The following is a 26,715-nucleotide window of genomic DNA, read 5'->3' as shown; positions in this document are numbered from 1 at the left end:
ACCCAGGGTGAGGGCCCGGTCACGCGATCGCCGGGCCGGCTCGCGCGGCGGCGCTTTGGCGGAACCCCACAGTCCTTCTGCCCGGCCGAGAAGTGAGCGGAACGGCTCTGCCTCAGTGACCGTTGTCACGCCGGTGCAGGTGTAAGCAGCACGTTTTGTGTGAAGCGTACGAACGCGATGATCGCCCCTTTGTCGAGCGCCGACGGTGATCGCCGGGTGGGCGCTGGGATAGCGTCACGGAGTCCCGACATGTCCACACCACCCCGCGGAGTCCCCATGAGCACCGCCACCGCCCTCGCGCGCCCCGGCGCAGTCCTCGCCGACCTGCTTCCCGCCTCCCGGGTCCGCGACGCGGCCCTCGTCCTCGGCGGCGCCGTGCTCACCGGCCTCGCCGCCCAGCTGGCCGTCCCGGTCCCGGGTTCCCCGGTGCCGGTGACCGGGCAGACCTTCGCCGCGCTGCTCGTCGGCACCGCGCTCGGCGCCCGCCGCGGCTTCCTCTCCCTCGCCGTGTACACGCTCGCCGGGGTCGCCGGGCTGCCGTGGTTCGCGGGCGGCTCCGCCGGCGCGTCCTCGGTCACCTTCGGCTACATCGTCGGCATGCTGCTCGCCTCGGCGCTCGTCGGCGCCCTGGCCCGGCGCGGCGCCGACCGCTCCCCGTGGCGCATGGCGGGCGCGATGATCCTCGGCGAGGCCGTCATCTACGCCGTCGGCGTGCCCTACCTGGCCGTCGCCGCCGGTCTGCCGCTGTCCCGCGCCGTCGCGCTCGGCCTCACCCCGTACCTGCTCGGCGACGCCCTCAAGGCGGCGCTGGCGATGGGCGCGCTGCCCGCCGCCTGGAAGCTGGCCGGCAAGCGGGGCTGACCCCCCGGTACACGGCGACGGCCGCACGGTCCGACGGAATCCGTCGGAGCGTGCGGCCGTCGCCGTATGTGCGGGGTGGATCAGCCCACGGACACCTTGTCCGTCCGGGCCTCGACCGCCTCGGCCCGCCGGCCCTTGGCGATCTGCTCCTTGACCAGGGCGATCACCAGCACGATCGCGGCCACGCCGAGGGACAGCAGCACGGTGGTACGGCCGCTGCTCTCCCCCTTGGTGTCGGTCAGCATGTAACCGAGCACGAACACGATCAGACCGGCCGTCGCCCAGGTCAGGTACGGGTACAGCCACATCTTCACGACGAGCTTCTCCGGCGCCTCACGCTGGATGATCTTGCGCATCCGCAGCTGCGAGAAGCAGATCACCAGCCAGACGAAGAGGGCGACCGCGCCGGAGGAGTTGACCAGGAAGAGGAAGATCGTCTTCGGGTAGGCGTAGTTGAAGAAGACCGCGACGAAGCCGAAGACGACCGAGGCCAGGATCGCCGCCATCGGCACACCGCGGGAGGTGGTCCGGGCGAACGCCTTCGGCGCGTCACCGCGCTGGCCCAGCGAGAAGGCCATACGGGAGGCCGTGTACAGGCCCGAGTTGAGGCAGGACAGCACCGAGGTCAGCACGATGAAGTTCATGATCTGACCGGCGTGCGCGATACCGAGGGAGTCCAGCGCGGCGACGTACGAGCCGTTCTTCGCGATGGAGGCGTCGTCCCACGGCAGCAGCGAGACCACGACCAGGATCGAACCCAGGTAGAAGACGCCGATACGCCAGATGATGCTGTTGGTCGACTTGGTGACCGCCGCCTGCGGGTCCTCCGACTCGCCGGCCGCCAGGGTCGCGATCTCGCTGCCCATGAAGGAGAAGACGACCAGCAGGACACCGGTGAGGATCGCGCCCGGACCGTGCGGCAGGAAGCCGCCGTGCGAGGTCAGGTTGGAGAAGCTTGCCTTGTCGGAGTGCACACCCGGCAGCACGCCGAACACGGCGAGCAGACCGACGACGATGAACGCGCCGATCGCGACGACCTTGATACCGGCGAACCAGAACTCGAACTCGCCGTAGGAGCCGACGGAGACCAGGTTCGTGGCCGTCAGGACGGTCATCACGATGAGCGCCCATCCCCACTGCGGTACGGCGGGTATCCAGCCCTCCAGGATCTTGGCGCCGGCGGTCGCCTCGACGGCGAGCACGACGACCCAGAAGAACCAGTACAGCCAGCCGATGGAGAAGCCGGCCCAGCGGCCGAGCGCACGGTCGGCGTGCGCGGAGAAGGAGCCGGAGGTCGGGTTGGCCGCGGACATCTCGCCGAGCATCCGCATCACGAGGACGACCAGGGTGCCGACGAGGGCGTAGGACAGCAGAATTCCGGGGCCGGCCGTGGCGATGCCCGAACTGGAGCCGACGAAGAGTCCGGCACCGATCACACCACCGATGGCGATCATCGACAGATGGCGGTTCTTGAGGCCTGCTTGAAGTCCGGAACCAGGGGTCATGGACGGAGTTCCTTTGCGCCGGTGGAGCGGATCCCGTACGAGCGGGGGTGCCTTGGTGGGGCGGGAGTACGGGGTTCTCGCATGAGCGGTGTACGAGTCGGTCCAGTGAATCCGAGGCGAACGAATTCGGGAACCTCTGAATCCGTATCGTTACTTGAGGTTCCCTTGAGGTTCTATGGTTCGGCTCACATTTTTCCGGCGTATTTCGGCAGGCTTCCCCGGCGTGTGACAGCGGGTGCCCGCACCGCCACCCGAGGCTGCTGCCCCGAAACGCTCGTGTCACACTCAAGGGCATGCGCGTGTATCTCGGCTCCGACCATGCGGGCTACGAACTCAAGAACCACCTCGTCGACTGGCTCAAGGCGGCGGGTCACGAGCCCGTCGACTGCGGGCCGCACATCTACGACGCCCAGGACGACTACCCGCCCTTCTGCCTCCGGGCGGCGGAGCGTACGGCCGCGGACCCCGACTCGCTCGGCGTCGTGATCGGCGGCTCGGGCAACGGCGAGCAGATCGCCGCCAACAAGGTGAAGGGCGTCCGCGCGGCGCTCGCCTGGAGCGAGGAGACGGCCGCGCTCGGCCGCCAGCACAACAACGCCAACGTCGTGGCGGTGGGTGCGCGCATGCACAGCGAGGAGGAGGCGACGAAGTTCGTCGAGGTGTTCCTCAACACCCCCTTCTCCGGTGACGAGCGCCACATCCGCCGTATCGACATGCTGTCGGACTACGAGACGACCGGCGACCTCCCCCCGATCCCGGCCCACCACCCCCAGCAGTAACCGGCACCGGCCCGCGCACCCGGCCCGGGTGCGCGGGCCGGCAGCAGGCAGGAAAGGACACCCCCGCCGTGCCGGAAGGGCACACCATCCACCGGCTGGCCCAGGACTACGCCGAGCGCTTCTCGGGACGGCCCGCCCGCGTCAGCAGCCCGCAGGGCAAGTTCTCCGACGCCGCCGCCCTGCTCGACGGCGCGGTCCTCACCGCCACCGAAGCCCACGGCAAGCACCTCTTCCTGCGCTTCCGCGACACCGACTGGGTCCATATCCACCTCGGCCTCTTCGGCAAGGTCGGCTTCGGCGACGCCCCGGCGCCCCCGCCCACCGACACGGTCCGGCTCCGGCTGGCCAACGAGACCGGGTACGTCGACCTCCGCGGCCCCACCACCTGCGCCCTGATCACCGACGCCGAGAAGCGTGCCGTGCACGACCGCCTCGGCCCGGACCCGCTCCGCGCGGACGCCGACCCGGGCGCGGCCCACCGCAGGATCTCCCGCAGCCGTACGGCCGTCGCCGCGCTGCTCATGGACCAGAAGACCGTCGCCGGGGTGGGCAACGTCTACCGCGCCGAGGTGCTCTTCCGGCACGGCATCGACCCCTACCGGGCGGGCCGGGACATCACCCCGGCCGAGTGGGACGCCCTCTGGGCCGACCTCGTCGCGCTGATGCGCGAGGGCGTCCGGAACAACCGCATCGACACCGTCCGGCCCGAGCACACGCCCGAGGCCATGGGCCGCCCGCCCCGCGTGGACGACCACGGCGGCGAGGTGTACGTCTACCGCCGTGCCGGCCTGCCCTGCCACATCTGCGCCACCCCCGTCCGCACCGCCGACCTCGCCGCCCGCAACCTCTTCTGGTGCCCCACCTGCCAGCAGAGGTGAGCGCCCGCCAGAGCCTTTCTTTCGACGCCGGCAAGATCCGAAAGAGAGGCCCTAGAACCCGTGCGGCAGCCACGGTGCGACCGGGGAGCCGAACGCCACCGACGCCTCGGCCAGTGCCCCGGCCCGCAGCTCCCGCACCCGCCCCGCCGCGGCCAGCGACAGCAGGCTCACCCCGCCGAGATAGGCGGACGCCAACTCCCGTACCGTGAGGGCGAGATCGGGAGTGTCCGTGGTCCGCTCGCAGGTCGCCCCCTTCTCGTCCGCGGACAGCCGCCAGCGCCCCGCGTTCCAGGGACAGAACTCGTCCTCGACCGCCAGGACCACATCCAGCGGCGCCTGGTAACCGCGCGCCGCGAGCGCCGTACCGACCTCGACCAGCCGGAGGTACCCGTCGTCCCGCACCCGCGGGCGGCAGCGGCGGATGTCGGACACCAGGTACTGCCAGGCGTCGTCGACCGGCCGCGAGTGCACGACGAGCGTGGTCATCAGGTCGATGCCGAACAGGAACCGCCACAGCGCCGCGCCGGTCGCCGGGTCCAGCGCGGCCAGATCTGCCAGCTCGACCGTGCCGTCGTGCCCGCTCGTCCCCCAGCCGAGCCGGGTGCGGAACCGGGCGTACCCGGTGACCCGGCCACCCTCCTCGGCGACCACGCACTGGAGCGCCGACGCCCCGTCGCGCTCGCTCTCCGGGTCGTTCACCCGGGCCCGCGCCCAGCCGGGCTGCCGCGCCAGCATGCCGGGGCGGCCCGGCACCAGCGCCGTGTACACCTCCTCGCAGGCGTCGAGGGCGTCGGCGGGCCCGGCGTACCGCAGCCGCACCGCGTCGGTGCCCTCCGGCACGGACAGCGCGACCCGGCCCGTGTCGATCTCGGCGGCCATCTTGAAGGTCGCCGCGCCGTACCCGAAGCGGCCGTAGATCGCGGGCTCGGAGGCGGTCAGCACCGCCAGCGGCTCGCCCCGCTCCCGCACCTCCGCCAGCTGCCGGCGCATCATCGAGGTCAGCACCCCGCGCCGCCGGTGGGTGGCCGCCACGCTCACCATGGTGACGCCGGCCGCCGGCACCGAGCCCCCGCCCGGCACGGTCAGCCGGAAACTGAACGCCCCGGCCGAGCCGACGATCGCATCCCCGTCCCAGGCGGCCAGCGAACGGCCGAACTCGGTGAGCGAGCGGTCCAGTTCGCGCTCCTCGGGCGAGGAGACCCCGCCGAAGGCCCGCACCAGGCCGTCGTACCACGTGTCCCAGTCCTCGGGCCGCAACACCTTCAACTCGGTTGTCCCGTCAGTCCCCATGAACCATGACTATCAGGGTGTTTCCGGACGAGCCAGCGAATTTCCGCTCGGTGGGCGCGCGATGGGCGGGCGTGCCGTTCACTGTGAGGGCGAACCGCGCGGCAGGCCTCGCACGGGGGGACAAGTGGGACCTCCCGTGCCAAGCGACCGGTCCGATGGATAGGGTCCCGAACTAATGGCAGCACGACGAGAGCGGCGAGGAAAGGCCGAGACGTTCACGGCCCGGTGGAAGATGCAGTGGCACCGGGCCCGCATCGCCCTGCGCAGAAGCGCCGTCGACTACTTCCGCGGCGACGGCTCGGACTGGATCGCCTTCGCCGGACTGCTGCTCACCGTGCCCGTCCTCGCCGCGCTGACGCTGGCCGACTCGGTGTGGTGCTCCCCGGCCACCCTGGTGCTGCCGATCGTCGCCGGCGGGCTGCTGCTGCGCCCGGCGAGCCTGCTCGGCCTGTACGCGGCGGCGGCCACCGCGCTGATCGTGGAGTCGGTGCGGCTCGGCCCCTACACGGAAGGGCCGAGCCGGGTCACCCCGGGCGTGGTCCTGGTGGTGGCCGCCTGCGGTTTCTTCGGGCTGCTCACGGCCCAGTTCCGCAGCCGGGTCGGGGTGCCCTGGCGGCGCGGCGGCACCATGCTGTTCGACCTGCGCGAGCGGATCCGCGTGCAGAGCGAGCTGCCGAAGCTGCCGCAGGGCTGGCACTGCGAGATGGCGCTGCGGCCGGCCGGCGGGCAGTCCTTCTCCGGCGACTTCGTGGTCGCGGCCCGCACGAACGGCGGCCGCACCCTGGAGGTCGTCCTCACGGACGTCTCCGGCAAGGGCATGGACGCGGGCTCCCGCGCCCTGCTGCTGTCCGGCGCCTTCGGCGGCCTCCTCGGCTCCCTGCCGCCGCACGACTTCCTCCCCGCCGCCAACGGCTATCTGCTCCGCCAGGACTGGGAGGAGGGCTTCGCCACCTCCATCCACCTGGTGCTGGACCTCGACTCCGGCGACTACGAGCTGTACTCGGCCGGCCATCCGCCGGGGCTGCACCTGAGCGCCGGCAGCGGACGCTGGGAGGAGAAGGACACCGAAGGGCCGCTCCTCGGTGTGTACGACGGCGCCCAGTTCGACCCCGTGAAGGGCTCGCTGCGCCCCGGTGACGTGCTGATGCTGTTCACGGACGGCCTGGTCGAGACGTCCGACCGGGACATCGTGGAGGGCATCGACCGGCTCACCGGCGAGGCCGACCGCTATGTCGCCGGCGGCTTCCACGGCGCGGCCTGGCACCTCATCGAGGCCGTCGCGAAGGACGTCAACGACGACCGGGCCCTGCTGCTCATCTGCCGGGACACCACGGCGGCGGCCCACTGAGGCCCTGGGACACTGGGGCCATGACAGCCGGAGACACGGGCGCGCGGCCGCCGCTCACCCTGGACGAGGTGGCGGCCCTCGCGCGCAGCGCCCACGCGGGCCAGACCGACAAGGCGGGACGGCCGTACGCCGAGCATCTCGCGGCCGTCGCCGAGGGCGTGCGCGCCCGCGGCGGGGACGCCGAGCAGATCGCCGCGGCCTGGCTGCACGACGCCGTGGAGGACGACGCCCTCAGCCGCGCGTGGCTGGCGGCGGCCGCCCTCACCCCGCGCACCAAGGCCATCGTGGACGCCCTCACCAAACGGCCGGGGGAGGAGCCGGAGGCGTACGCGCGCCGCATCCTCGCGACCCCGGGCGCGCTGCTGGTGAAGCAGGCCGACCTCGCGCACAACGCCGACCCCGGCCGGCTGGCGGCACTGCCCGCACCGACCCGCGACCGGCTGACCGGCAAGTACGCCCGCATGCACCGCCTCCTCGGCCTGCCACAGCCCCACTGACACGGCCGGGGTCAGGCCGCTGCGGCCGTCTCCGGGGCGCGGTCCGTGCTCTGCCGCTCCCGGGCCAGCCGGGCGGCGTCCTGCCGGAACGCCCACTCCATCCTCGGCTCCACCACGCACCGGAAGACCCGCCGCACGGGCCGGGTGCACAGCAGGGTGATGACCGTGGCCGCGAGCACCGTCACCAGGATCTGGCCGAGCGGCCGGTGCAGCCAGGCGTGGTCGTACCAGCCGCGGTAGTCCGCGAACTTCACCACGAAGCCGTGCAGCAGATAGCCGTACAGCGTGCCCGCGCCGAGCGTGGTGAACCACATCGTCCGGCCCGGCACCCAGGCGAAGAAGCAGGACGTCAGCACCAGCGCGCAGCCCATCATCGCGAGCGTCATCACCGGGCCGCACCACCACGGGGCACCCAGCTCCTGCGCCGACTCGCGGTGGTAGAGCCAGGCGTGGTTCATGCGCGGCACCGCCCACCAGCCGAACAGCAGCGCCCCCGCGACCACCGGCACCGCGGCGATCCGCACCGAGCGGCGCCGCACCAGCCGGAAGTGCTCCGGCTTCAGGCACAGCCCGAGCACGAAGTACGGCAGGAACTGGAAGACCCGCTGGAGGTCGAGGTCGTCGCCGATGCTCGGCGTGAGGCTCGCCAGCATCGCGATGCCGAGGGCCAGCGGCAGCGGATGGCGGACCAGCTTCCACAGCGGTGTGGTCAGCCGCCAGATGAACAGCGCGCACAGGAACCAGGTGGCCCACCAGGGGTCCTGGAGGCTGATGTCCTCGTGGCCGCCCGCGACCGCGTTCTTGAACAGCGGGTACGCCGTCTCGAACACGACGTACGGCACGACGACCCCGGTGACCAGCCGCTTCAGCCGGTCCGGGCGCATGTCGAAACTGCGCGAGAAGTAGCCGGAGATGAGGACGAACGCCGGCATGTGGAAGCTGTACACGACCGCGTAGACGCCTTGCAGGATGCGGCTGTCGGCCTTCAGCGGTTCCCAGGAGTGCCCGATGGCGACGAGCAGGATCGCCAGGTACTTGGCGTTGTCGAAGAAGGCGTCACGCTGTCTGCCGGGTCTGTCCGTTGTCGTCTGGCGGGCAGGCGTACGGGACTGGCCGGGGGACGAGTCGGCGTCGAACATCTAAAGCACCCTAGCCCCGTCTCTGGATTTCGTAAAACGCCCCCGGTCATTACCGGTTATCGCCTCGAGATAGCCGCAGCTCGCCCATGATGTACCGATTCATCCCGACTAAAGGGGGCATATCGCCGCCCTGTGGCGGTCATTCGAATTACCTGTGTGGATAGTGCAACGAACTCTCCTGATTTCCCCAGGAGTTATCCGGGAACATGTTGCCGAATTGCTGTGCCAAACGATCTCCGCCCACGAGCCTCCCGCCGACGTTCTGTCACGGGCCGCATACGGCGGCCGGGTTGGTGGCACGATGGTTCTGGCGGGGGTGCGGGCCGTACCCCTGGGCCGGCAGAGCGGACCGACCGAGGGTGTGATCAGTTGTGGCCATTTCACTGTCTGTGGTGCTGCTGTTGGCGATCATCCTGGTGGTGCTGATCAGAGGGGGGAACATCAAGCCCGGCCCGGCCATCGTCGCGATCCTCTTCGGGTTCTTCCTCGCCTCGACCGGCATGGCACCATCCATCAACCGGTTCCTGAACTCGATAGCCGCGTCCATCGACTCGATCAGGTTCTGACCCGGCCGCGAGCCGCGGAAGCGGGGCAGCACGAGCACACAGGGGACGTACGGGGATGGCACTGCGCGACTCGGACCCGGCGGAGGTCGGCGGCTACCGGATCGAGGACCGCCTCGGCAGCGGCGGCATGGGCGTGGTCTACCTCGCCCGGTCCGCCTCCGGCCGCCGGCTCGCCCTGAAGCTCGTCCACGGCCAGTACGCCGACGACGACGAGTTCCGCACCCGGTTCCGACGCGAGGTCGCCGCGGCCCGCCAGGTCAGCGGCGCCTTCACGGCCCCCGTGGTGGACGCCGACGCCGACGCGCCCCGCCCCTGGATGGCCACCCTCTACATCCCGGGCGAGGACCTCGGCACCCATGTCCGCCGGCACGGCCCGCTGCCCCCGGACCGGCTGCGCGAGCTGGCCGCCGGGCTCGCCGAGGCGCTGCGCGACATCCACCGCGCCGGAGTGGTCCACCGGGACCTGAAACCGGCCAACGTGATGCTCGCCGAGGACGGCCCCCGGGTCATCGACTTCGGCATCTCCCGCGCCGCCGAGTCCGCCGCCGCGGACGCCCTCACCCAGACCGGACGCGTGATGGGCACCCCGCCCTTCATGTCTCCCGAGCAGTTCACCTCGCCGCACGAGGTCGGCCCGGCGACCGACATCTTCTCGCTGGGCGCGGTCCTGGTGCACGCCGCGACCCGCCGCGGCCCCTTCGACAGCCCGAGCCCCTGGGAGACGGCCACGAAGGTCGTCGAGGGCACCCCCGACCTGACCGGCGTCCCCGCCGACCTGCTCCCCTTCGTCCGCCTCTGCCTGGCCAAGCACCCCAAGGACCGGCCGACCCCCGGCGAACTCCTGCACCTGCTCCGCGAGGGCAGCCTGCCCGACCCCGGACCGGGCGCCGGCACCCGGCACGCCGAGCCGCCCCGCCCCCGCAGGCGGCGCCGCACCGTCTGGCTGGTCTCCGCCGCGGCCGCGCTGGTGCTCGCCGCGGCCGGCTCCCTGGTCGCGCTGCGGCTGGCCGGGGACGCGACCGCGGGCGCCCGGGCCGACCTGCCCCCGGGGTGGCGGCCCTGGCAGGCCCACGAGACCGACAAGCAGACCAGCGCCGGTGCGGCCTTCCCGTCCTGTGCGGCGCTCGACGGCGGCCTGATCTGCGCCGGCGACGGACTGAAGGCCGTCCGCTTCTCCCTCGCCACCGGCAAGGTCGAGTGGACCCGCGTCGCCGCCGACCACCCCGACCCGAACAGCGGCGGCGGCACGCTCCCCGCCGCCGGCCTGCTGGGCACCCGCGGCCACGACGTCTACACGACGGCCGACAGCTCGCCCAAGGGCGCCCAGGACCCCTCCTACGCCCTCCAGGCCGTCGACGCCCGCACCGGCAAGGTCCACTGGAGCAGGCCCGTCGGCGACATCGAGCCCTCCCTGGGGGACGGCACCGTCGCGATGACGGCCGACGGACCGCTCGTCGTGGGCGCCGACGGCAGGAGCTACTCCCTGCTGGACCCCGCCACCGGCAAGCCCCGCTGGAAACACTCCATGCCCGCGCAGCACAGCATGTCCGCCGACAGCAACTGCGAGATCCAGGCCGCGCGGGGCCGCGGATACCTGCTCTGCGTCGGCTCCAAGGGCCGGCGCACCACCGTCTCCCAGCTCGACCCGGCCACCGGCGACCCCCGCTGGGCCACCTCCCTGGAGGGCGGCCTGACCCTGGCCGGCCAGGCGGGCGCCGACCGTCTGGTCCTCCTCCAGGCCCCGGGCGTCCCCGACGACCCGGAGGCCAACACGGCCTCCCCCTACCGCCGCCTCACCCTGCTCGACCTCACCCGCCACGCCCCGCACATCGTCCCGCTGACCAGCACCGTGCCCGCCGACGCCACCCCCACCCTGGCCGGCGGCACCCTGTACTTCACCCTCAACAGCGGCGAGGTCCGCGCCGTCGACCCCACCACCGGGATCACCCGCTGGCGCATCCACTCCTCCGTGGAACGCCCCGGCCCCCCGGCCGTCACGGCCACCCGTGTCTTCGTCGTCTCCCCGGGCGGCCGCCTCGCCGCCCTCGACCGCCGCACCGGCAGGGAACTCCACAACATCCCCGGCCGCGACGACCGCACCGACCCGATCTTCGTCTACTCCGGCTCCACCCCCCTGCCCCACGGCGACGCCCTGTACGTCCCCTACGGCGTCCGCTCGGTCTACACCGTGGACACACGCAAACTCTGAAGGGACTCTTACCCGGCGCGCTCTGTGGCCCCGGCCTTTACCCCCCTATGGTCTTGACATGGGCATTCTGATACCTGGGCTCGCGCCGACGGTGGTCGGCGTCGTGTGCTTCGCTGTGATCTTCGCCTGCATGGCCAAGGTCCTCCTGCCGCGCGTCAACAAGGTCCTCGGCGAACGGACGGTCGCCATCGACGGCCAGAGGGAACGGGCCGAACAGCTGACGGTGGAAGCCGGTGAAGTCCTCGCCAGGTATCGCGAGGAACTGGCCGGGGCCCGGCACCAGGCGGCCCGCCTGCGCCAGGAGGCTCTGGAAGAGGGCACGCGTCTGATCGCCGAGATGCGCGCCGAGGGCCTGCGGGAACGCGCGGCGATGATCGAGGAGGCCCAGGCGCGGCTTGCGGCCGACCGCGTCATCGCGGAGACGGAGCTGCGGGGAGACGTCGTGTCGTTGGCCACGGAGCTGGCCGGCCGGGTGGTCGGCGAGGCTCTCGAAGCCGACAGTGCGATCGTGGACCGCTTCTTCTCGGACCTGGACGCTCGAACCGCCACAGGCCTGTAGCAAGCGAACAGGGCCAGGCCGAGGAACACTCCTGCGACCTGGCCCTGAGCCGTACAGAGCGGGCGACGGGAATCGAACCCGCGTAGCTAGTTTGGAAGACTAGGGCTCTACCATTGAGCTACGCCCGCAAGCGCGCGCCGCAGGTCGGTGACCGCGGCACTGCACGCATCGTAGCGGGTCGTCCGCCGTCGAGGCCAACGTGTTCGGTACGCGGCGCACCGGGCCCGCCGCTCCCTGCGATTACGGCCGACGGATCCGGCCGGGCCATGTACCCTACGTGTCGCACCAGACGGGGTGTGGCGCAGCTTGGTAGCGCGTCCGCTTTGGGAGCGGAAGGCCGTGGGTTCAAATCCCGCCACCCCGACCACCGGAAGGCGTTGTGAAAACGCCCTGTGAAGATCGCCTTTTGGGGCGCTGACCGGCTGCGGTTACTATGCAAGCTGCGCGCCCGTGTGACCCGGCCCCCAACGGCCTACGTACTCCTCCGGGCGGCGAATCCGCCGGACCTGTCTGGCTCCGGCAGAACCCAAGCAGTCAGCCACAAGGAGACCGAACCGTGAAGAGCGCCGTGGAGACCCTGAACCCGACCCGGGTTCGGCTCACTGTCGAGGTGCCCTTCGAGGAGCTCAAGGACAGCCTCGACGCGGCGTACAAGAAGATCAACCAGCAGGTCACGGTGAAGGGCTTCCGTAAGGGCAAGATCCCGGCCCGCGTCATCGACCAGCGGTTCGGCCGCGGTGCGGTGCTGGAGGAGGCCGTCAACGACGCGCTGCCCAAGTTCTACACCGAGGCGGTCAACGAGGCCGAGCTGAGCCCGCTGGGCCAGCCCGACGTCGACATCACCGAGCTGAAGGACGGCGAGACGCTGAACTTCACCGCCGAGGTCGACGTCCGCCCGGCCCTCGAGATCCCGGACTACTCCGGTATCGAGGTCGAGGTCGACGCCATCGAGGTCACCGACGAGGACGTCGAGAAGTCGGTCGAGCAGCTGCGCGAGCGCTTCGCCTCGACCTCCCCGGTCGAGCGCGCCGCCGAGGACGGCGACGTCGTCACCATCGACCTGGAGGCCAAGGTCGACGGCGAGGTGCTGGAGGACGGCATCGCCAACGGCGTCTCCTACACCATCGGCTCCGGTGAGCTGCTGGACGGCATCGACGACGCCGTCAAGGGCCTGTCCGCCGGTGAGGAGGCCACCTTCACCTCCGAGCTGAAGGGCGGCTCCGCCGCGGGCAAGGAGGCCGAGGTCACCGTCAAGGTCACCCAGGTCGCCAAGCGTGAACTGCCCGAGCTGGACGACGAGTTCGCGCAGCTCGCCTCCGAGTTCGACACCCTGGACGAGCTCAAGGCCGACAGCCGCAAGCGCCTGGCGAACATGAAGCAGTTCGACCAGGCCACCCAGGCCCAGGAGCGCGTCCTGGAGAAGCTCCTCGAGCTGGTCGAGGTCCCGGTCCCCGAGAAGCTGCTCGAGGACGAGGTCAACACCCGCAAGCACAACCTGGAGCACCACCAGCTCGGCCAGATGGGCCTCACCCTCGACAAGTACCTGGAGATCCAGGGCAAGACCGCCGAGGAGTTCGAGACCGAGACCCGCGAGGCCGCGGTCAAGGGCATCAAGACCCAGTTCGTCCTGGACGAGCTGGTCAAGAAGGAGCAGCTGAACGTCAACCAGGAGGAGCTCACCGAGCACCTCATGCGGCGTGCGGCCTCCTCCGGCATGTCCCCCGACCAGTTCGCCCAGGCCGTCGTCGAGGGTGGCCAGGTGCCGCTCCTGGTCGGCGAGGTCGCCCGCGGCAAGGCCCTGGCCGTCGTGGTCGAGGCCGCCACGGTGAAGGACACCAACGGCGAGATCGTCAACCTGGACGACGAGGAGGAGGAGACCGAGGCCGCCGAGGCGTCGGAGACCTCCGAGGAGAACACCGAGGGCTGAGCGGCCCCACGGCGCCGCTGAGGCGTGTACGACGGGCCCTGGGGACCATCCCCGGGGCCCGTTTGTCGTATGCGGGGTGGCGGCCGACCCGAAGGGGCGCGGGGAACTGCGCGAGCGACCACGGACTCCCCGCAGCCGCCCACGCACCGCACGCCCCACCGCGAGCAGGCTCCCGGCCCCCGGCGGAGCCGCTACGCCCCCGGCGAACACTGTCATCTCCGGGATTCCCCGAAGGGACCCTCGCGTTAGGGTCCATGAAAGGCAGAACAATGAGACGGCCCGGCGCCGTCGTAAGACGAGCAGGTGGATACGTGACGAATCTGATGCCCTCCGCCGCCGGCGAGCCTTCCATCGGTGGTGGCCTCGGCGACCAGGTCTACAACCGGCTGCTCAACGAGCGGATCATCTTCCTCGGCCAGCAGGTTGACGACGACATCGCCAACAAGATCACCGCGCAGCTGCTGCTCCTCGCGGCCGAGCCCGACAAGGACATCTACCTCTACATCAACAGCCCCGGCGGCTCGGTGACGGCCGGCATGGCGATCTACGACACCATGCAGTACATCCCGAACGACGTGGTCACGATCGGCATGGGCATGGCGGCCTCGATGGGCCAGTTCCTGCTCACCGGCGGCACCGCCGGCAAGCGCTTCGCCCTGCCGCACACGGACATCATGATGCACCAGGGCTCCGCGGGCCTGGGCGGTACGGTCTCGGACATCAAGATCCAGGCCCAGTACCTGCTGCGGACCAAGAAGACCATGACGGAGCTGACCGCGCTCCACTCCGGGCAGTCGGTCGAGACGATCCTCCGCGACGCCGACCGCGACCGCTGGTTCACGCCGGAAGAGGCCAAGGAGTACGGTCTCATTGACGAGATCATGATGCATGCCTCGGGTGTTCCGGGAGGCGGCGGCACCGGCGCCTGACCGGCCCGGCCACGCCACGCACCGCCGAGACACCAGCCCCCGAACGCCCACCAGGACGGTGAACCCCATGAACAACTTCTCCGGCGCCGCCAGCGGCATGTACGAAGGGCCCCGCCCCGACAGCCGCTACGTCATTCCGCGCTTCGTCGAGCGCACCTCCCAGGGCATCCGCGAGTACGACCCGTACGCGAAGCTCTTCGAGGAGCGCGTGATCTTCCTGGGCGTCCAGATCGACGACGCCTCCGCCAACGACGTCATGGCGCAGCTGCTGTGCCTGGAGTCGATGGACCCGGACCGGGACATCTCGATCTACATCAACAGCCCCGGTGGCGACATGACCGCCCTGACGGCGATCTACGACACGATGCAGTTCGTGAAGCCCGACATCCAGACGGTCTGCATGGGCCAGGCGGCCTCCGCCGCGGCCATCCTGCTCGCCGCCGGCACCCCGGGCAAGCGCATGGCGCTGCCGAACTCCCGGGTGCTGATCCACCAGCCCGCCGGCTCCACCGGCCGCGGTCAGCTCTCCGACCTGGAGATCATCGCCAACGAGTTCACCCGGATGCGTGAGCAGCTGGAGAACATGCTGGCCAAGCACTCCAACCGGCCGATCGAGCAGATCCGTGAGGACATCGAGCGCGACAAGATCCTCACGGCCGAGGAGGCTCTGGAGTACGGCCTCGTCGACCAGATCATCTCCACCCGCAAGCTGAACAACGCCTCGGTCCGCTGACGCGGAACGGCGCACTCTGAGCCCCCTTTGGCGCGGTTCACGTCAAAGTGAACCCTGCCAAGGGGGGCCCGAACACGGGGCCCGGCAAGGTACCGTCGACATAAGGCAGCACCAGGAGCCGCTGGACTCGAAAGTGTCCCGGCGTCTCCCAGGCGAAGGGGAAGCACACCGTGGCACGCATCGGTGACGGCGGCGATCTGCTCAAGTGCTCGTTCTGCGGCAAGAGCCAGAAGCAGGTCAAGAAGCTCATCGCAGGGCCCGGTGTGTACATCTGCGACGAGTGCATCGATCTCTGCAACGAGATCATCGAGGAGGAGCTCGCCGAGACGAGCGAGGTGCGCTGGGAGGAGCTCCCGAAGCCCCGCGAGATCTACGAGTTCCTCGAGGGCTACGTGGTCGGCCAGGAAGCCGCCAAGAAGGCTCTCTCGGTCGCGGTGTACAACCACTACAAGCGCGTCCAGGCGGGGGAGAACGGCGGCCCCGGCGGCCGTGAGGACGCCATCGAGCTGGCGAAGTCCAACATCCTCCTGCTGGGCCCCACGGGCTCCGGCAAGACGCTTCTCGCCCAGACCCTGGCCCGCATGCTGAACGTCCCGTTCGCGATCGCCGACGCGACCGCGCTCACGGAGGCGGGCTATGTGGGCGAGGACGTCGAGAACATCCTCCTGAAGCTGATCCAGGCGGCCGACTACGACGTCAAGAAGGCCGAGACCGGGATCATCTACATCGACGAGATCGACAAGGTGGCCCGCAAGAGCGAGAACCCGTCGATCACCCGGGACGTCTCGGGCGAGGGCGTCCAGCAGGCCCTGCTGAAGATCCTCGAGGGCACCACGGCCTCGGTCCCGCCCCAGGGCGGCCGTAAGCACCCGCACCAGGAGTTCATCCAGATCGACACGACGAACGTCCTGTTCATCGTGGGCGGTGCCTTCGCGGGCCTGGAGAAGATCATCGAGGCGCGGGCCGGCGCGAAGGGCATCGGCTTCGGGGCCACGATCCTCTCCAAGCGCGAGCTGGAGGCCAAGGACGTCTTCGAGGACGTCATGCCGGAGGACCTGGTCAAGTTCGGCATGATCCCCGAGTTCATCGGCCGGCTCCCGGTGATCACCTCGGTGCACAACCTGGACCGCGAGGCGCTCCTCCAGATCCTGGTCGAGCCCCGCAACGCGCTCGTCAAGCAGTACCAGCGTCTCTTCGAACTCGATGGGGTGGAGCTGGACTTCGAGCGCGAGGCCCTGGAGGCCATCGCCGACCAGGCCATCCTCCGCCAGACCGGCGCCCGCGGCCTGCGCGCCATCATGGAAGAGGTCCTCCAGGGCGTGATGTACGAGGTCCCGTCCCGCAAGGACGTCGCCCGAGTCGTCATCACAGCCGACGTGGTCCTCTCCAACGTCAACCCGACCCTGATCCCCCGCGACTCCCGCGGCCGGGGCTCGGGCGAGCAGAAGTCGGCCTGACCCTCCACACGAACGACGGGCAGACACCCTGCAAGGGGTGCCTGCCCGTCGCCGTTTCAAGCGCTCCGCGTGCTCAGGCCTTGACGCGGACCTCGTTGCGGAACTTCGCCGCCAGCTCGGCGTCCTGCGCCTGGTCGGGGGACCGGCCTGCCATCAGGGTGGCGACGTCCATCGGCATGACCATGCCGAGGGTGCTGTGGTCGCCCCAGATGCAGATGTCGAAGGTCATCTCCTTGGGCCCGCCCCCGGACGAGCTGTCCGTGTTCTTGCCCTTCACCTGCTGGCACTTGAGGACCGCGTCCTTGAGCGAGGCGGGGTTGTACTGCTTCGGTTCGCCCACCAGGCTGTACTGGCCGTCGCTGCTGTCGTCCTTCAGGCTCTGGGTCTTCATGTAGGCGAACATCGCGTCGACGGTCTTCGCGGGGTCGTCGATCGTGCCGTACACGCCACCGAACTTGATCATCTTCATGCTCAGCGGATTGCTGTCATCGCCCGACTGGTACCCCGCGTCGACGTCCTTGGGGTTGTGGACCCCCCACTTCTCCGCGTCCTTGAGGTCCTTGGACGTCATCGTGTCCGACTGGCCGTCCTTCTTCTTGTACTCGGACAGCACCGTCGCCGGCGTGATCAGCTTGTGCGCACCGTCGTCCGCGACGGAAGCCCCGCCACCCCCGCCGCCGAGCACGAAGTACGCCCCCACCGCCACGGCCGCCACCACGGCCACCGCGCCGATGATCAGGCCCGTCTTCTTCTTGCCGCCCTCCGGCTGCGGAGCCTGCGGCATGCCGCCGTAGGGCTGCTGCGGGTATCCGCCCGGCTGCTGGCCGTACGGGTTCGGCTGCGGCGGCACACCCTGCTGCGGATAGCCGTAACCGGGCTGGGGAGCGGCCGGCGGAGCCTGCTGGGGGTAGCCGTAGCCGGGCTGCGGAGCCTGCGGCTGCTGGCCGTACGGGCCCGGCTGGCCGTACGGACCAGGCTGCCCCTGCTGGCCGTACGGACCCGGCTGCTGGGGCGGCCCGCCGTACGGGCCCGGCTGGTTGTTGCTCATTCCTGGGTTCCCCTCCAGATGCTTATGTGTTCCCGACATCCTGGCTCAGACGCGTCGGACGCACGGCACCGGGGGCCGCATCGTTACCAAAGATGCAAACGATGCGGCCGGGCACGGCTCGGCGGAATGCCGGAGCCGGGGGGATCAGCAGACAGACGACGAGCAGTGGGCGAGGGCTACCACTGAGGGTTGGCTTCACCCGGAGTGGCACACGCGGAGAGCATCGTTGTCCCCTTGAACACGCCGACCTCGCGGAACACCTTGCGTATCCCGGCCGTGTCGGATGCCTTGGTGTTCCAGGTCTGGCTTGTGCCTCCGCCTGAGTAGAGGTGGTGCCAGCTCCAGTAGTGGTCGCTGCCGTCCGACCTCCTGGTCACCAGCCTGATCGCTACGTGGAGCCCGTCCGCCGCCGTGTCCTTGACGTAGAGGCTGACGTCGTCCAGGGAGTTCTTCCCGGTGTACGTCTGGTCGCCGCCTCCCGTGGCGGCGAGGTACGGGACGTTGATCCCCTTCCGCCAGGGCACTGAACAGCCCTGCCATGCAGCTGCGGCGGGATGAGCGGTGAGCGTCGCGACCATGAGACCGGCCGCCGCCAGCCCTCCTGCCATTGCCATCCGCTGGCTCTTCATGAATCTCCCCTAGACGACGCCTTTGTGACGTGAGTACGACAATCAAACACGTGTGCGCAGCTCGGGAGTCTGTTTCTGGTCAGCCGCGAGTCTGGACAAGGGGCTCTGCGTGCCGGGAATCGGGTTTCAGCACAGCGCAACGGGGCCTCTAAACTGACCCCCGTGACCGAGAACGCTCAGCAGCAGCCACCCGCGCCCGACTCCGAACTGCCGACCCAGTACGCGCCGGCCGATGTAGAGGGGCCGCTGTACGAGCGCTGGGTAGAGCGGGGTTACTTCGAGGCGGACGCCAAGAGTGACAAGCCGCCGTACACCGTCGTCATCCCGCCGCCGAACGTCACGGGCAGCCTGCACCTGGGCCACGCCTTCGAGCACACGCTCATCGACGCCCTGACCCGCCGCAAGCGCATGCAGGGCTACGAGACGCTGTGGCAGCCCGGCATGGACCACGCCGGTATCGCCACGCAGAACGTCGTCGAGCGCGAGCTGGGCAAGGAGGGCAAGTCCCGGCACGACCTCGGCCGTGAGGCCTTCGTCGAGCGTGTCTGGCAGTGGAAGGCCGAGTCCGGCGGGCAGATCAGCGGGCAGATGAGGCGCCTGGGCGACGGCGTCGCCTGGTCGCGTGAGCGGTTCACCATGGACGAGGGCCTGTCCCAGGCCGTCCAGACCATCTTCAAGCGCCTGTACGACGACGAGCTGATCTACCGCGCCGAGCGCATCATCAACTGGTGCCCGCGCTGTCTGACCGCCATCTCGGACATCGAGGTCGAGTACCAGGACGACGACGGCGAGCTCGTCTCCATGCGCTACGGCGACGGGGAGGACTCCATCGTCGTCGCCACCACCCGTGCCGAGACGATGCTCGGCGACACCGCCGTCGCCGTCCACCCGGACGACGAGCGGTACAAGCACCTCGTCGGCAAGCTCATCAGGCTCCCGCTGACCGACCGCTCCATCCCGGTCGTCGCCGACACCCACGTCGACCCCGAGTTCGGCACCGGCGCGGTCAAGGTCACCCCGGCCCACGACCCGAACGACTTCGAGATCGGCCAGCGGCACGAGCTGCCGTCCCTCACCGTGATGGACGAGCACGCCGTCATCACCGTCCACGGCCCCTTCCAGGGCATGGACCGTCTGGAGGCCCGCTCGGCGATCGTCGCCGCGCTGCGCGCCGAGGGCCGGATCGTCGCCGAGAAGCGGCCGTACGTCCACTCCGTCGGCCACTGCTCGCGCTGCAAGACCACCATCGAGCCGCGCCTGTCGATGCAGTGGTGGGTCAAGGTCGGCCCGCTGGCGAAGGCCGCCGGCGACGCCGTCCGCGAGGGCAAGGTCAAGATCCATCCGCAGGAGATGGAGAAGCGGTACTTCGACTGGGTCGACAACCTCCACGACTGGTGCATCTCGCGCCAGCTGTGGTGGGGCCACCGGATCCCGGTCTGGTACGGCCCGAACGGCGAGGTCGTCTGCGTCGGTCCCGACGACGAGGCGCCCACCGGCGAGGGCTGGCACCAGGACACCGACGTCCTCGACACCTGGTTCTCCTCCGGCCTGTGGCCGTTCTCCACGCTCGGCTGGCCCGAACGGACCGAGTCGCTCGCGAAGTTCTACCCGAACTCCGTCCTGGTCACCGGCTACGACATCCTCTTCTTCTGGGTCGCCCGGATGATGATGTTCGGCCTGTACGCGATGGACGGCACCCCGCCGTTCCACACCATCGCCCTGCACGGCATGGTCCGCGACCAGTTCGGCAAGAAGATGTCGAAGTCCTTCGGCAACGCGGTCAACCCGCTGGACTGGATGGACAAGTACGGCAGCGACGCGCTCAGGTTCACCCTGGCCCGCGGCGCGAACCCCGGTGTCGACGTCCCGATCGGCGAGGACTGGGTCCAGGGCTCCCGCAACTTCGCCAACAAGATCTGGAACGCCACCCGCTTCGCGCTGATGAACGGCGCGACGGTGGAGGGCCCGCTGCCGGACGCGTCGAAGATGTCGGCGACCGACCGCTGGATCCTCTCCCGCCTGAACTCGGTCGTCGCCGAGGTCGACGCCTACTACGACGACTTCCAGTTCGCCAAGCTGTCGGACGCCCTCTTCCACTTCGCGTGGGACGAGGTCTTCGACTGGTACGTCGAGCTGTCCAAGACCGTCTTCCAGGCGGGCGGCGAGCCGGCCGAGGTCAGCAAGCGGGTCCTGGGCGAGGTCCTGGACGTCACCCTCAAGCTGCTGCACCCGGTGGTCCCGTTCGTCACCGAGACCCTGTGGACGACCCTCACCGGCGGCGAGTCGGTCGTCATCGCCGACTGGCCCAAGGACAGCGGCTTCCGTGACGCCGACGCCGAGCGGGAGATCGAGTCCCTCCAGTCGGTCATCACCGAGGTCCGCCGCTTCCGCGCCGACCAGGGCCTCCAGCCCGGCCAGCGGGTCCCGGCCCGGCTGACCCTCGACGGCACGGCGCTCGCCCCGCACGAGGCGGCCATCCGCAGCCTGCTCCGCCTCCAGCCGGAGGGCGACTCCTTCACCGCCACGGCCACCCTGCCGGTCGCCGGCGCCGAGGTCGCGCTGGACCTCTCCGGCACGATCGACGTGGCGGCGGAGCGCAAGCGGCTGGCCAAGGACCTGGCCGCCGCGGAGAAGGAGAAGGCGCAGGCCACGGCCAAGCTCGGCAACGAGGCCTTCCTGGCGAAGGCGCCGGAGAACGTGGTGGACAAGATCCGCACGCGGCTGGCCAAGGCCGACGAGGACATCGCCCGCATCCAGTCCCAGCTGGACCGGCTGCCCCAGGCGTAGCGGTCCGTACGGCCACGAAGGCCCCCGGTGCCGCGCAGGCGCCGGGGGCCTTCGTCCCTCTCTGTCACCCCCCGCTCGTAGACTGGCCCCGTGAGCGAAAACCCCGGCACCGACGACCAGCCCGACCCCCTCGACCGCTTCGACGACCTCATCGACGCCGAGACCACCCGTGACCCCGATCTCGCGGTGATCGAGGCCGGCAGCCGCACCCTGCGCACCCAGGGCGGCCCGCCGCAGGCCGACGTCCCCACGCGACCCGAGGACCCGGAGGTCGACAAGGCCCTGCGCGAGGTCGAGACGGAGCTGGCCACCCGCTGGGGCGAGACCAAGCTGGAGCCCTCGGTCGGCCGGATCGCCGCGCTGATGGACGTGCTGGGCGAGCCGCAGCGGTCGTACCCCTCCATCCACATCACGGGGACCAACGGCAAGACCTCCACCGCCCGCATGATCGAGGCCCTGCTCGGCGCCTTCGAGCTGCGCACCGGCCGCTACACCAGCCCGCACGTGCAGTCGATCACCGAGCGGATCAGCCTGGACGGCGCCCCGGTCTCCGCCGAGCGCTTCATCGAGACGTACCAGGACATCAAGCCGTACGTGGAGATGGTGGACGGCCGGCAGGAGTTCCGGCTGTCCTTCTTCGAGGTGCTCACCGGCATGGCGTACGCCGCCTTCGCCGACGCCCCGGTGGACGTGGCGGTCGTCGAGGTCGGCATGGGCGGCTCCTGGGACGCCACCAACGTGATCGACGCGGACGTCGCGGTGATCACCCCCATCGACCTGGACCACACCGACCGCCTCGGCGGGACCACCGGTGAGATCGCCGCCGAGAAGGGCGGCATCATCAAGCAGGACGCGACCGTCATCCTGGCCCAGCAGCCGGTGGACGCGGCGCAGGTGCTGCTGAAGAAGGCCGTCGAGGTCAACGCCACCGTGGCCCGCGAGGGCCTGGAGTTCGGCGTGGTGGCCCGGCAGGTCGCCGTCGGCGGGCAGCTGGTGACGCTGCGCGGCCTCGGCGGCGAGTACCCCGAGGTGTACCTCCCGCTGCACGGCGCCCACCAGGCGCACAACGCGGCCGTCGCGCTCGCCGCCGTCGAGGCGTTCTTCGGCGTCGGCGCACAGCGCCCGGAGCCGCTCGACACCGACACCGTGCGCAAGGCCTTCGCGGCCGTGTCCTCCCCGGGCCGGCTGGAGGTCGTACGGCGCTCACCCACCGTCGTCCTGGACGCGGCGCACAACCCGGCGGGCGCGCGGGTGACCGCGGAGGCGGTGCAGGAGGCCTTCGACTTCACCCGGCTGATCGGCGTGGTCGGCGCCAGCGGCGACAAGAACGTGCGCGGGCTGCTGGAGGCCTTCGAGCCGATCTTCGCGGAGATCGTCGTCACCCAGAACTCCAGCCACCGCGCCATGGACGCGGACGAGCTGGCCGCGATCGCCGTCGAGGTGTTCGGCGAGGAGCGGGTGCAGGTCGAGCCGCGGCTGCCGGACGCCCTGGAGGCCGCGATCACGCTGGCCGAGGAGGAGGGCGAGTTCGCGGGCGGCGGTGTGCTGGTCACCGGTTCCGTCATCACGGTCGGCGAGACCCGGCTGCTGCTCGGGAAGGGCTGAGGGATCCGACGTGCGTACGCTGTGCTCATCCACTCTCATCGGCGAGTTCTTCATCATCGGTTTCGCCGGGCTCGTCGCCATGAAGGACGACAGCCTGTCCGTCACCACGGTATGGCTGGTCAGCGGGATCGCCATGCTGCTGTGCCTGCTGCTGTGCGGCATGGTCACCCGGCGCGGCGGGGTGGCCCTCGGCTGGGCCCTCCAGATCGCCCTGGTCGCCTCCGGTGTCTACGTGCCGACCATGTACTTCATGGGCGTGGTGTTCGGGGCGCTGTGGTGGGCCTCGGTGCACTACGGCAGAAAGGTGGACGAAGCGAAGGCCCGCTTCGCTGCGCAGGCGGAGGCCGCCTCCTCTACACCTGACGCTGCGTGACCGGAGCCCCGACACGCCCTGTAACCTCGTGCCACCGCACACGTCAGTCAGAAGGAGTCCCCCCGTGAGCCAGCGCACCCTCGTCCTGCTCAAGCCCGACGCCGTCCGTCGCGGCCTGACCGGCGAGATCATCAGCCGTATCGAGCGCAAGGCCGGCTGGCAGATCACCGCGCTGGAGCTGCGCACCCTGGACCAGGACACGCTGGAGCAGCACTACGGCGAGCACAAGGGCAAGCCCTTCTACGAGCCGCTGGTCGCGTTCATGTCCTCCGGTCCGGTCGTCGCCCTGATCGTCGAGGGCGAGCGGGTCATCGAGGGCGTCCGCCAGCTGGCCGGCCCGACCGACCCGATCGCCGCCGCGCCCGGTTCGATCCGCGGGGACTTCGGTGTGATCGTCCGCGAGAACCTGATCCACGCTTCCGACTCCGAGGAGTCCGCCGAGCGCGAGGTGAAGATCTTCTTCCCCGGCCGCGCCTGAGCCGGTCGACGGCAGTGCAGGGAAAGGTCCGGGCGCGGTCCCGGACCTTTCTGCCACCCGAGCCCGGACCTTTCTGGCATAGTCCGGGCATTTGAGGGAACGAGCGCCCCCGAACGCCCGTCTCCAGAAGCGAGGTGAGCCGCCATCTGGTGACAATGGCCAGGACCCTCGCGCAGTGTTCGTGGAGGCGCGTTTACGATGGAAGCCTTCACGTCACAGCACCCGCCTCGCCGTCCTGACATGCCCTCAAAGCTCGGGAAGGCCAGATGAATCCGGATGGGGAACTCAATGTCGTTCATCGGCCGTGACATGGCTGTCGACCTCGGGACCGCCAACACGCTGGTGTACGTCAGGGGTCGCGGGATCGTGCTGAACGAGCCGTCCGTGGTCGCGATCAACACGAACACCGGTGGCATCCTCGCGGTCGGTGCCGAAGCCAAGAAGATGATCGGCCGGACGCCCGGCAACATCGTGGCCGTCCGCCCGCTGAAGGACGGCGTGATCGCCGACTTCGAGATCACCGAGCGGATGCTCCGCTACTTCATCCTGAAGATCCACAAGCGGCGGTATCTCGCCCGGCCGCGGGTCGTCGTCTGTGTGCCCTCGGGCATCACGGGCGTCGAGCGCCGCGCCGTGATCGAGGCGTCCACCCAGGCCGGCGCGCGCCAGGTGCACATCATCGAGGAGCCCATGGCCGCCGCCATCGGCTCCGGTCTGCCGGTCCACGAGGCCACCGGCAACATGGTGGTGGACATCGGCGGCGGCACCACGGAGGTCGCGGTCATCTCGCTCGGCGGCATCGTCACCGCCCAGTCCATCCGGGTCGCCGGTGACGAGCTGGACAACGCGATCATCCAGTACATCAAGAAGGAGTACAGCCTTCTGCTGGGTGAGCGGACGGCCGAGCAGATCAAGATCACGATCGGTTCGGCGTACGAGCTGGACGCCGACGAGCACACCGAGGTCCGCGGCCGCGACCTGGTCTCCGGGCTGCCGAAGACCGTGGTGATCTCGGCCGCCGAGGTCCGCAAGGCGATCGAGGAGCCGGTCAACGCGATCGTGGACGCGGTCAAGACGACCCTCGACAAGTGCCCGCCGGAGCTGTCCGGCGACATCATGGACCGAGGAATCGTTCTGACCGGCGGCGGAGCCCTGCTGCGCGGACTCGACGAGCGGCTGCGCCGGGAGACCGGGATGCCGATCCACATCGCCGAGGACCCGCTGGACAGCGTCGCGCTCGGCTCCGGCAAGTGCGTCGAGGAGTTCGAGGCGCTCCAGCAGGTGTTGGACGCCGCCCCGCGCAGATGACGCAACTCTTCGATTCCGCCGTACGAGACGTTCTCCTCTCGTGCGGCGGATCGTTGATATAGAGGCATAAGCTCCCGAATGGGCCCCCTGGGTTTGCGTTTTTTTCGCAAGCGTCCGGGAGGGCTCCCGAATTCCTATCGAGGAAGGGCACGGCCGCCGCACGTGAGGGACACGAAAGAGAGCCGGCTGCTCCTGGTCCTGTTGGTCGCCATCGCGTTCGCGCTGATCACGGTGGACATCCGGGGAGGCCGGAACTCACCGGTCGAGGGTGCCCGGCAGGCCGCGGCCGCGGTGTTCGGCCCGGTGGAGAACGGAATGTCCTCGGCGGTCGACCCGGTGGGCAATGCCGTATCCGCCATCCGTGACTCCGGCCGCCGGCACACCCGGCTGGCCGCACTGGAGAAGGAGAACGCGGCTCTCAAGGCGAAACTCGGCAGCGACGACCGCAACCGCAGCCGGCTGAACCAGCTGGACAAGATGCTCAAGATCGCCGGCGAGGGCCAGTACGGCATCAAGGGCGCCCAGGTCATCGCCATAGGGTCGGCGCAGGGCTTCTCCTGGACCATCACCATCGACGCCGGCGCCAACGACGGCATCCGGCGGGACATGACGGTCCTCAACGGCGACGGCCTGGTCGGCCGGGTCACCACCGTCGGCCCGGACACCGCCACCGTGCTGCTCGCCAACGACCCCGACTTCACCGTGGGCACCCGGATGGAGAACAGCGACGAACTCGGCTTCGCCTCCGGCCAGGGCGACCGCCCGCTGCGGGTGCAGCTGCTCGACGCCAAGGCGGAGGTCAAGAAGGGCGACCGGCTGGTCACCTTCGGCTCGCAGGGCGACAAGCCGTTCGTGCCGGGCGTGCCGGTCGGCGTGGTCTCCCGGGTCGACCCCTCCAACGGCGGCCTCACCCGCACCGTCTACGTCACCCCGTACGTCGGCTTCACCAAGCTCGACATCGTCGGTGTGGTCGTGCAGGCGCCCAAGAAGGACCCGCGGGACGAGGTGCTGCCGGCCAAGCCCAAGCCGGTCCCGACGCCGACCGTCACCGTCACCGTCACTCCATCGGCCGACGCCAACCAGCAGCAGTAGGAGCTGAATCCCCATGCGTGTCAACCGGATCCTGCTCTCCTCCGCGCTGGTCGTCGTGGCCCTGGTGATCCAGGTGAGCGTGCTGGCCCGGCTGCATCTGCCGGGCGCCGTGCCCGACCTGCTGCTGCTCACCGTCCTCGGCCTGGCGATGGTGTACGGCCATGTCGGCGGTGCCCTCGTCGGCTTCGGCGCCGGTCTGCTCGCCGACCTGGCCCCGCCCGCCGACCACGCGGCCGGCCGCTACGCCCTGGTGCTCTGCGTGACCGGCTACTTCGCCGGGCTCATCAAGCCGGAGAGCGGCCGGCTGAAGTCGGCGACCGGCCCGATGGCCGTGGTGGTCGCCGCCGCGATCGGCTCCACCCTGCTGTACGCCGGGGTGGGCGCGCTGGTCGGCGACACCGCCGCCCGCCATGTCGGGCTGCCCGGCCTGCTGTTCTCGGCCGCCCTGTACGACCTGCTGCTGGCGCCGTTCGTGGTGCCCGGGGTGATGTGGCTGGCCCGCCGCAGCGACAACGACCCGCTGGCCGAGTCCGCGTCCACCGCGAAGGCGAGCGACATCTCCTCCGGCTTCCTGTCCTCCGGCACCGGCCTGCGCATCGGCAGCCAGCGCGGCGGCCTCGGCGCGCTGAAGGCCAAGGCGCGCACCCGCTCGGCCCGGGTCGGCCGGATCAAGGGGGTCAAGCGGCTGTGAACAGGGGCGAGTTCACCCGAACGGGTC

The 26,715-nt window shown here is 70.2% G+C and carries 24 protein-coding genes and 2 tRNA genes; 20 read left to right on the top strand and 6 right to left on the bottom strand.

Annotated features, from left to right (window positions below):
• The first annotated feature begins 276 nt into the window (after positions 1-276).
• Positions 277-861: a biotin transporter BioY gene (locus tag ACZ5CZ_RS04340; RefSeq protein WP_450787313.1), complete on the top strand. Its 585-nt coding sequence runs from the start codon at positions 277-279 to the stop codon at positions 859-861.
• An 80-nt stretch (positions 862-941) separates the two neighbouring features.
• Here ACZ5CZ_RS04340 and ACZ5CZ_RS04335 read toward each other — a convergent pair whose 3' ends face one another.
• Positions 942-2,366, bottom strand: a complete 1,425-nt coding sequence (locus tag ACZ5CZ_RS04335; protein WP_385847926.1) for an amino acid permease — start codon at positions 2,364-2,366, stop codon at positions 942-944.
• A gap of 293 nt (positions 2,367-2,659) precedes the next feature.
• On the opposite strand from ACZ5CZ_RS04335, the gene ACZ5CZ_RS04330 reads away from it, so the two are divergent.
• Positions 2,660-3,145 carry a ribose-5-phosphate isomerase gene (locus tag ACZ5CZ_RS04330; protein ID WP_385847925.1) on the top strand — a complete coding sequence of 162 codons (486 nt, stop codon included), beginning with the start codon at positions 2,660-2,662 and terminating at the stop codon, positions 3,143-3,145.
• 68 nt (positions 3,146-3,213) lie between these two features.
• Entirely contained in the window at positions 3,214-4,023 is an 810-nt protein-coding gene (locus tag ACZ5CZ_RS04325; protein WP_468939005.1) for an Fpg/Nei family DNA glycosylase, read from the top strand.
• Between the two features lie 51 nt (positions 4,024-4,074).
• On the opposite strand, the gene ACZ5CZ_RS04320 is transcribed toward ACZ5CZ_RS04325, so the two are convergent.
• Complete coding sequence (locus tag ACZ5CZ_RS04320) at positions 4,075-5,313, bottom strand: GNAT family N-acetyltransferase (protein WP_468939003.1); 1,239 nt, start codon at positions 5,311-5,313, stop codon at positions 4,075-4,077.
• Between the two features lie 175 nt (positions 5,314-5,488).
• Between ACZ5CZ_RS04320 and ACZ5CZ_RS04315 the strand changes: the two genes are divergently transcribed.
• Positions 5,489-6,661 carry a PP2C family protein-serine/threonine phosphatase gene (locus tag ACZ5CZ_RS04315; protein WP_385847921.1) on the top strand — a complete coding sequence of 391 codons (1,173 nt, stop codon included), beginning with the start codon at positions 5,489-5,491 and terminating at the stop codon, positions 6,659-6,661.
• Between the two features lie 20 nt (positions 6,662-6,681).
• A complete protein-coding gene (locus ACZ5CZ_RS04310; RefSeq protein ID WP_385847920.1) occupies positions 6,682-7,158 on the top strand; it encodes an HD domain-containing protein in 477 nt (158 codons plus the stop codon).
• An 11-nt stretch (positions 7,159-7,169) separates the two neighbouring features.
• On the opposite strand, the gene ACZ5CZ_RS04305 is transcribed toward ACZ5CZ_RS04310, so the two are convergent.
• Positions 7,170-8,297: an acyltransferase family protein gene (locus ACZ5CZ_RS04305; RefSeq protein WP_468938998.1), complete on the bottom strand. Its 1,128-nt coding sequence runs from the start codon at positions 8,295-8,297 to the stop codon at positions 7,170-7,172.
• A 371-nt stretch (positions 8,298-8,668) separates the two neighbouring features.
• Between ACZ5CZ_RS04305 and ACZ5CZ_RS04300 the strand changes: the two genes are divergently transcribed.
• The 3 genes from ACZ5CZ_RS04300 to ACZ5CZ_RS04290 are packed head-to-tail and all read left to right on the top strand — an operon-like array spanning position 8,669 to position 11,631.
• Positions 8,669-8,863: a hypothetical protein gene (locus tag ACZ5CZ_RS04300; RefSeq protein ID WP_385847917.1), complete on the top strand. Its 195-nt coding sequence runs from the start codon at positions 8,669-8,671 to the stop codon at positions 8,861-8,863.
• Positions 8,864-8,918: 55 nt separating this feature from the next.
• Complete coding sequence (locus ACZ5CZ_RS04295; RefSeq protein ID WP_468938995.1) at positions 8,919-11,072, top strand: protein kinase domain-containing protein; 2,154 nt, start codon at positions 8,919-8,921, stop codon at positions 11,070-11,072.
• A 58-nt stretch (positions 11,073-11,130) separates the two neighbouring features.
• Positions 11,131-11,631, top strand: a complete 501-nt coding sequence (locus tag ACZ5CZ_RS04290; RefSeq protein ID WP_385847915.1) for a F0F1 ATP synthase subunit B family protein — start codon at positions 11,131-11,133, stop codon at positions 11,629-11,631.
• 57 nt (positions 11,632-11,688) lie between these two features.
• Here the strand turns inward: ACZ5CZ_RS04290 and ACZ5CZ_RS04285 are convergent.
• Positions 11,689-11,759: transfer RNA gene (locus ACZ5CZ_RS04285), tRNA-Gly, on the bottom strand.
• Positions 11,760-11,921: 162 nt separating this feature from the next.
• Here ACZ5CZ_RS04285 and ACZ5CZ_RS04280 point away from each other — a divergent pair.
• The 5 genes from ACZ5CZ_RS04280 (at position 11,922) to clpX (ending at position 16,677) form a co-directional block, all read left to right on the top strand.
• Positions 11,922-11,998, top strand: a tRNA-Pro gene (locus tag ACZ5CZ_RS04280).
• Positions 11,999-12,187: 189 nt separating this feature from the next.
• Positions 12,188-13,558: a trigger factor gene (gene tig / locus ACZ5CZ_RS04275; RefSeq protein WP_385847890.1), complete on the top strand. Its 1,371-nt coding sequence runs from the start codon at positions 12,188-12,190 to the stop codon at positions 13,556-13,558.
• 323 nt (positions 13,559-13,881) lie between these two features.
• Positions 13,882-14,487, top strand: a complete 606-nt coding sequence (locus ACZ5CZ_RS04270; protein ID WP_385847933.1) for an ATP-dependent Clp protease proteolytic subunit — start codon at positions 13,882-13,884, stop codon at positions 14,485-14,487.
• Between the two features lie 67 nt (positions 14,488-14,554).
• Positions 14,555-15,220 carry an ATP-dependent Clp protease proteolytic subunit gene (locus ACZ5CZ_RS04265; RefSeq protein WP_385847889.1) on the top strand — a complete coding sequence of 222 codons (666 nt, stop codon included), beginning with the start codon at positions 14,555-14,557 and terminating at the stop codon, positions 15,218-15,220.
• Between the two features lie 170 nt (positions 15,221-15,390).
• The gene (gene clpX, locus ACZ5CZ_RS04260; RefSeq protein WP_385847887.1) at positions 15,391-16,677 is read left to right on the top strand and encodes an ATP-dependent Clp protease ATP-binding subunit ClpX; all 1,287 of its coding nucleotides are present in this window, start codon (positions 15,391-15,393) and stop codon (positions 16,675-16,677) included.
• Between the two features lie 73 nt (positions 16,678-16,750).
• Here the strand turns inward: clpX and ACZ5CZ_RS04255 are convergent, their stop codons facing one another.
• Positions 16,751-17,725 carry a hypothetical protein gene (locus ACZ5CZ_RS04255; RefSeq protein WP_468938990.1) on the bottom strand — a complete coding sequence of 325 codons (975 nt, stop codon included), beginning with the start codon at positions 17,723-17,725 and terminating at the stop codon, positions 16,751-16,753.
• Between the two features lie 176 nt (positions 17,726-17,901).
• Entirely contained in the window at positions 17,902-18,354 is a 453-nt protein-coding gene (locus tag ACZ5CZ_RS04250) for a hypothetical protein (protein ID WP_468938987.1), read from the bottom strand.
• 162 nt (positions 18,355-18,516) lie between these two features.
• Between ACZ5CZ_RS04250 and ACZ5CZ_RS04245 the strand changes: the two genes are divergently transcribed.
• The 7 genes from ACZ5CZ_RS04245 to mreD all read left to right on the top strand — a co-directional run bounded on the left by ACZ5CZ_RS04245 (position 18,517) and on the right by mreD (position 26,688).
• Complete coding sequence (locus ACZ5CZ_RS04245; RefSeq protein WP_385847882.1) at positions 18,517-21,141, top strand: valine--tRNA ligase; 2,625 nt, start codon at positions 18,517-18,519, stop codon at positions 21,139-21,141.
• A 90-nt stretch (positions 21,142-21,231) separates the two neighbouring features.
• On the top strand, positions 21,232-22,746 hold the full coding sequence (gene folC / locus ACZ5CZ_RS04240; protein ID WP_468938984.1) for a bifunctional tetrahydrofolate synthase/dihydrofolate synthase: 1,515 nt from the start codon (positions 21,232-21,234) through the stop codon (positions 22,744-22,746).
• 10 nt (positions 22,747-22,756) lie between these two features.
• Positions 22,757-23,119 (top strand): DUF4233 domain-containing protein, encoded by a 363-nt coding sequence (locus ACZ5CZ_RS04235; protein WP_385847879.1) that lies wholly within the window; start codon positions 22,757-22,759, stop codon positions 23,117-23,119.
• A gap of 64 nt (positions 23,120-23,183) precedes the next feature.
• Positions 23,184-23,597 (top strand): nucleoside-diphosphate kinase, encoded by a 414-nt coding sequence (ndk, locus tag ACZ5CZ_RS04230; RefSeq protein ID WP_385847877.1) that lies wholly within the window; start codon positions 23,184-23,186, stop codon positions 23,595-23,597.
• 288 nt (positions 23,598-23,885) lie between these two features.
• On the top strand, positions 23,886-24,905 hold the full coding sequence (locus ACZ5CZ_RS04225; RefSeq protein ID WP_385847876.1) for a rod shape-determining protein: 1,020 nt from the start codon (positions 23,886-23,888) through the stop codon (positions 24,903-24,905).
• 162 nt (positions 24,906-25,067) lie between these two features.
• Entirely contained in the window at positions 25,068-25,997 is a 930-nt protein-coding gene (gene mreC, locus ACZ5CZ_RS04220; protein ID WP_385847875.1) for a rod shape-determining protein MreC, read from the top strand.
• A 13-nt stretch (positions 25,998-26,010) separates the two neighbouring features.
• The gene (gene mreD / locus ACZ5CZ_RS04215) at positions 26,011-26,688 is read left to right on the top strand and encodes a rod shape-determining protein MreD (protein WP_468938978.1); all 678 of its coding nucleotides are present in this window, start codon (positions 26,011-26,013) and stop codon (positions 26,686-26,688) included.
• The last annotated feature ends 27 nt before the right edge of the window (positions 26,689-26,715 follow it).

Source organism: Streptomyces sp. NPDC031418 (assembly GCF_055581605.1).
Note: the sequence above shows the minus strand (reverse complement) of the source record. Positions and strands in the feature narration are given on the sequence as shown.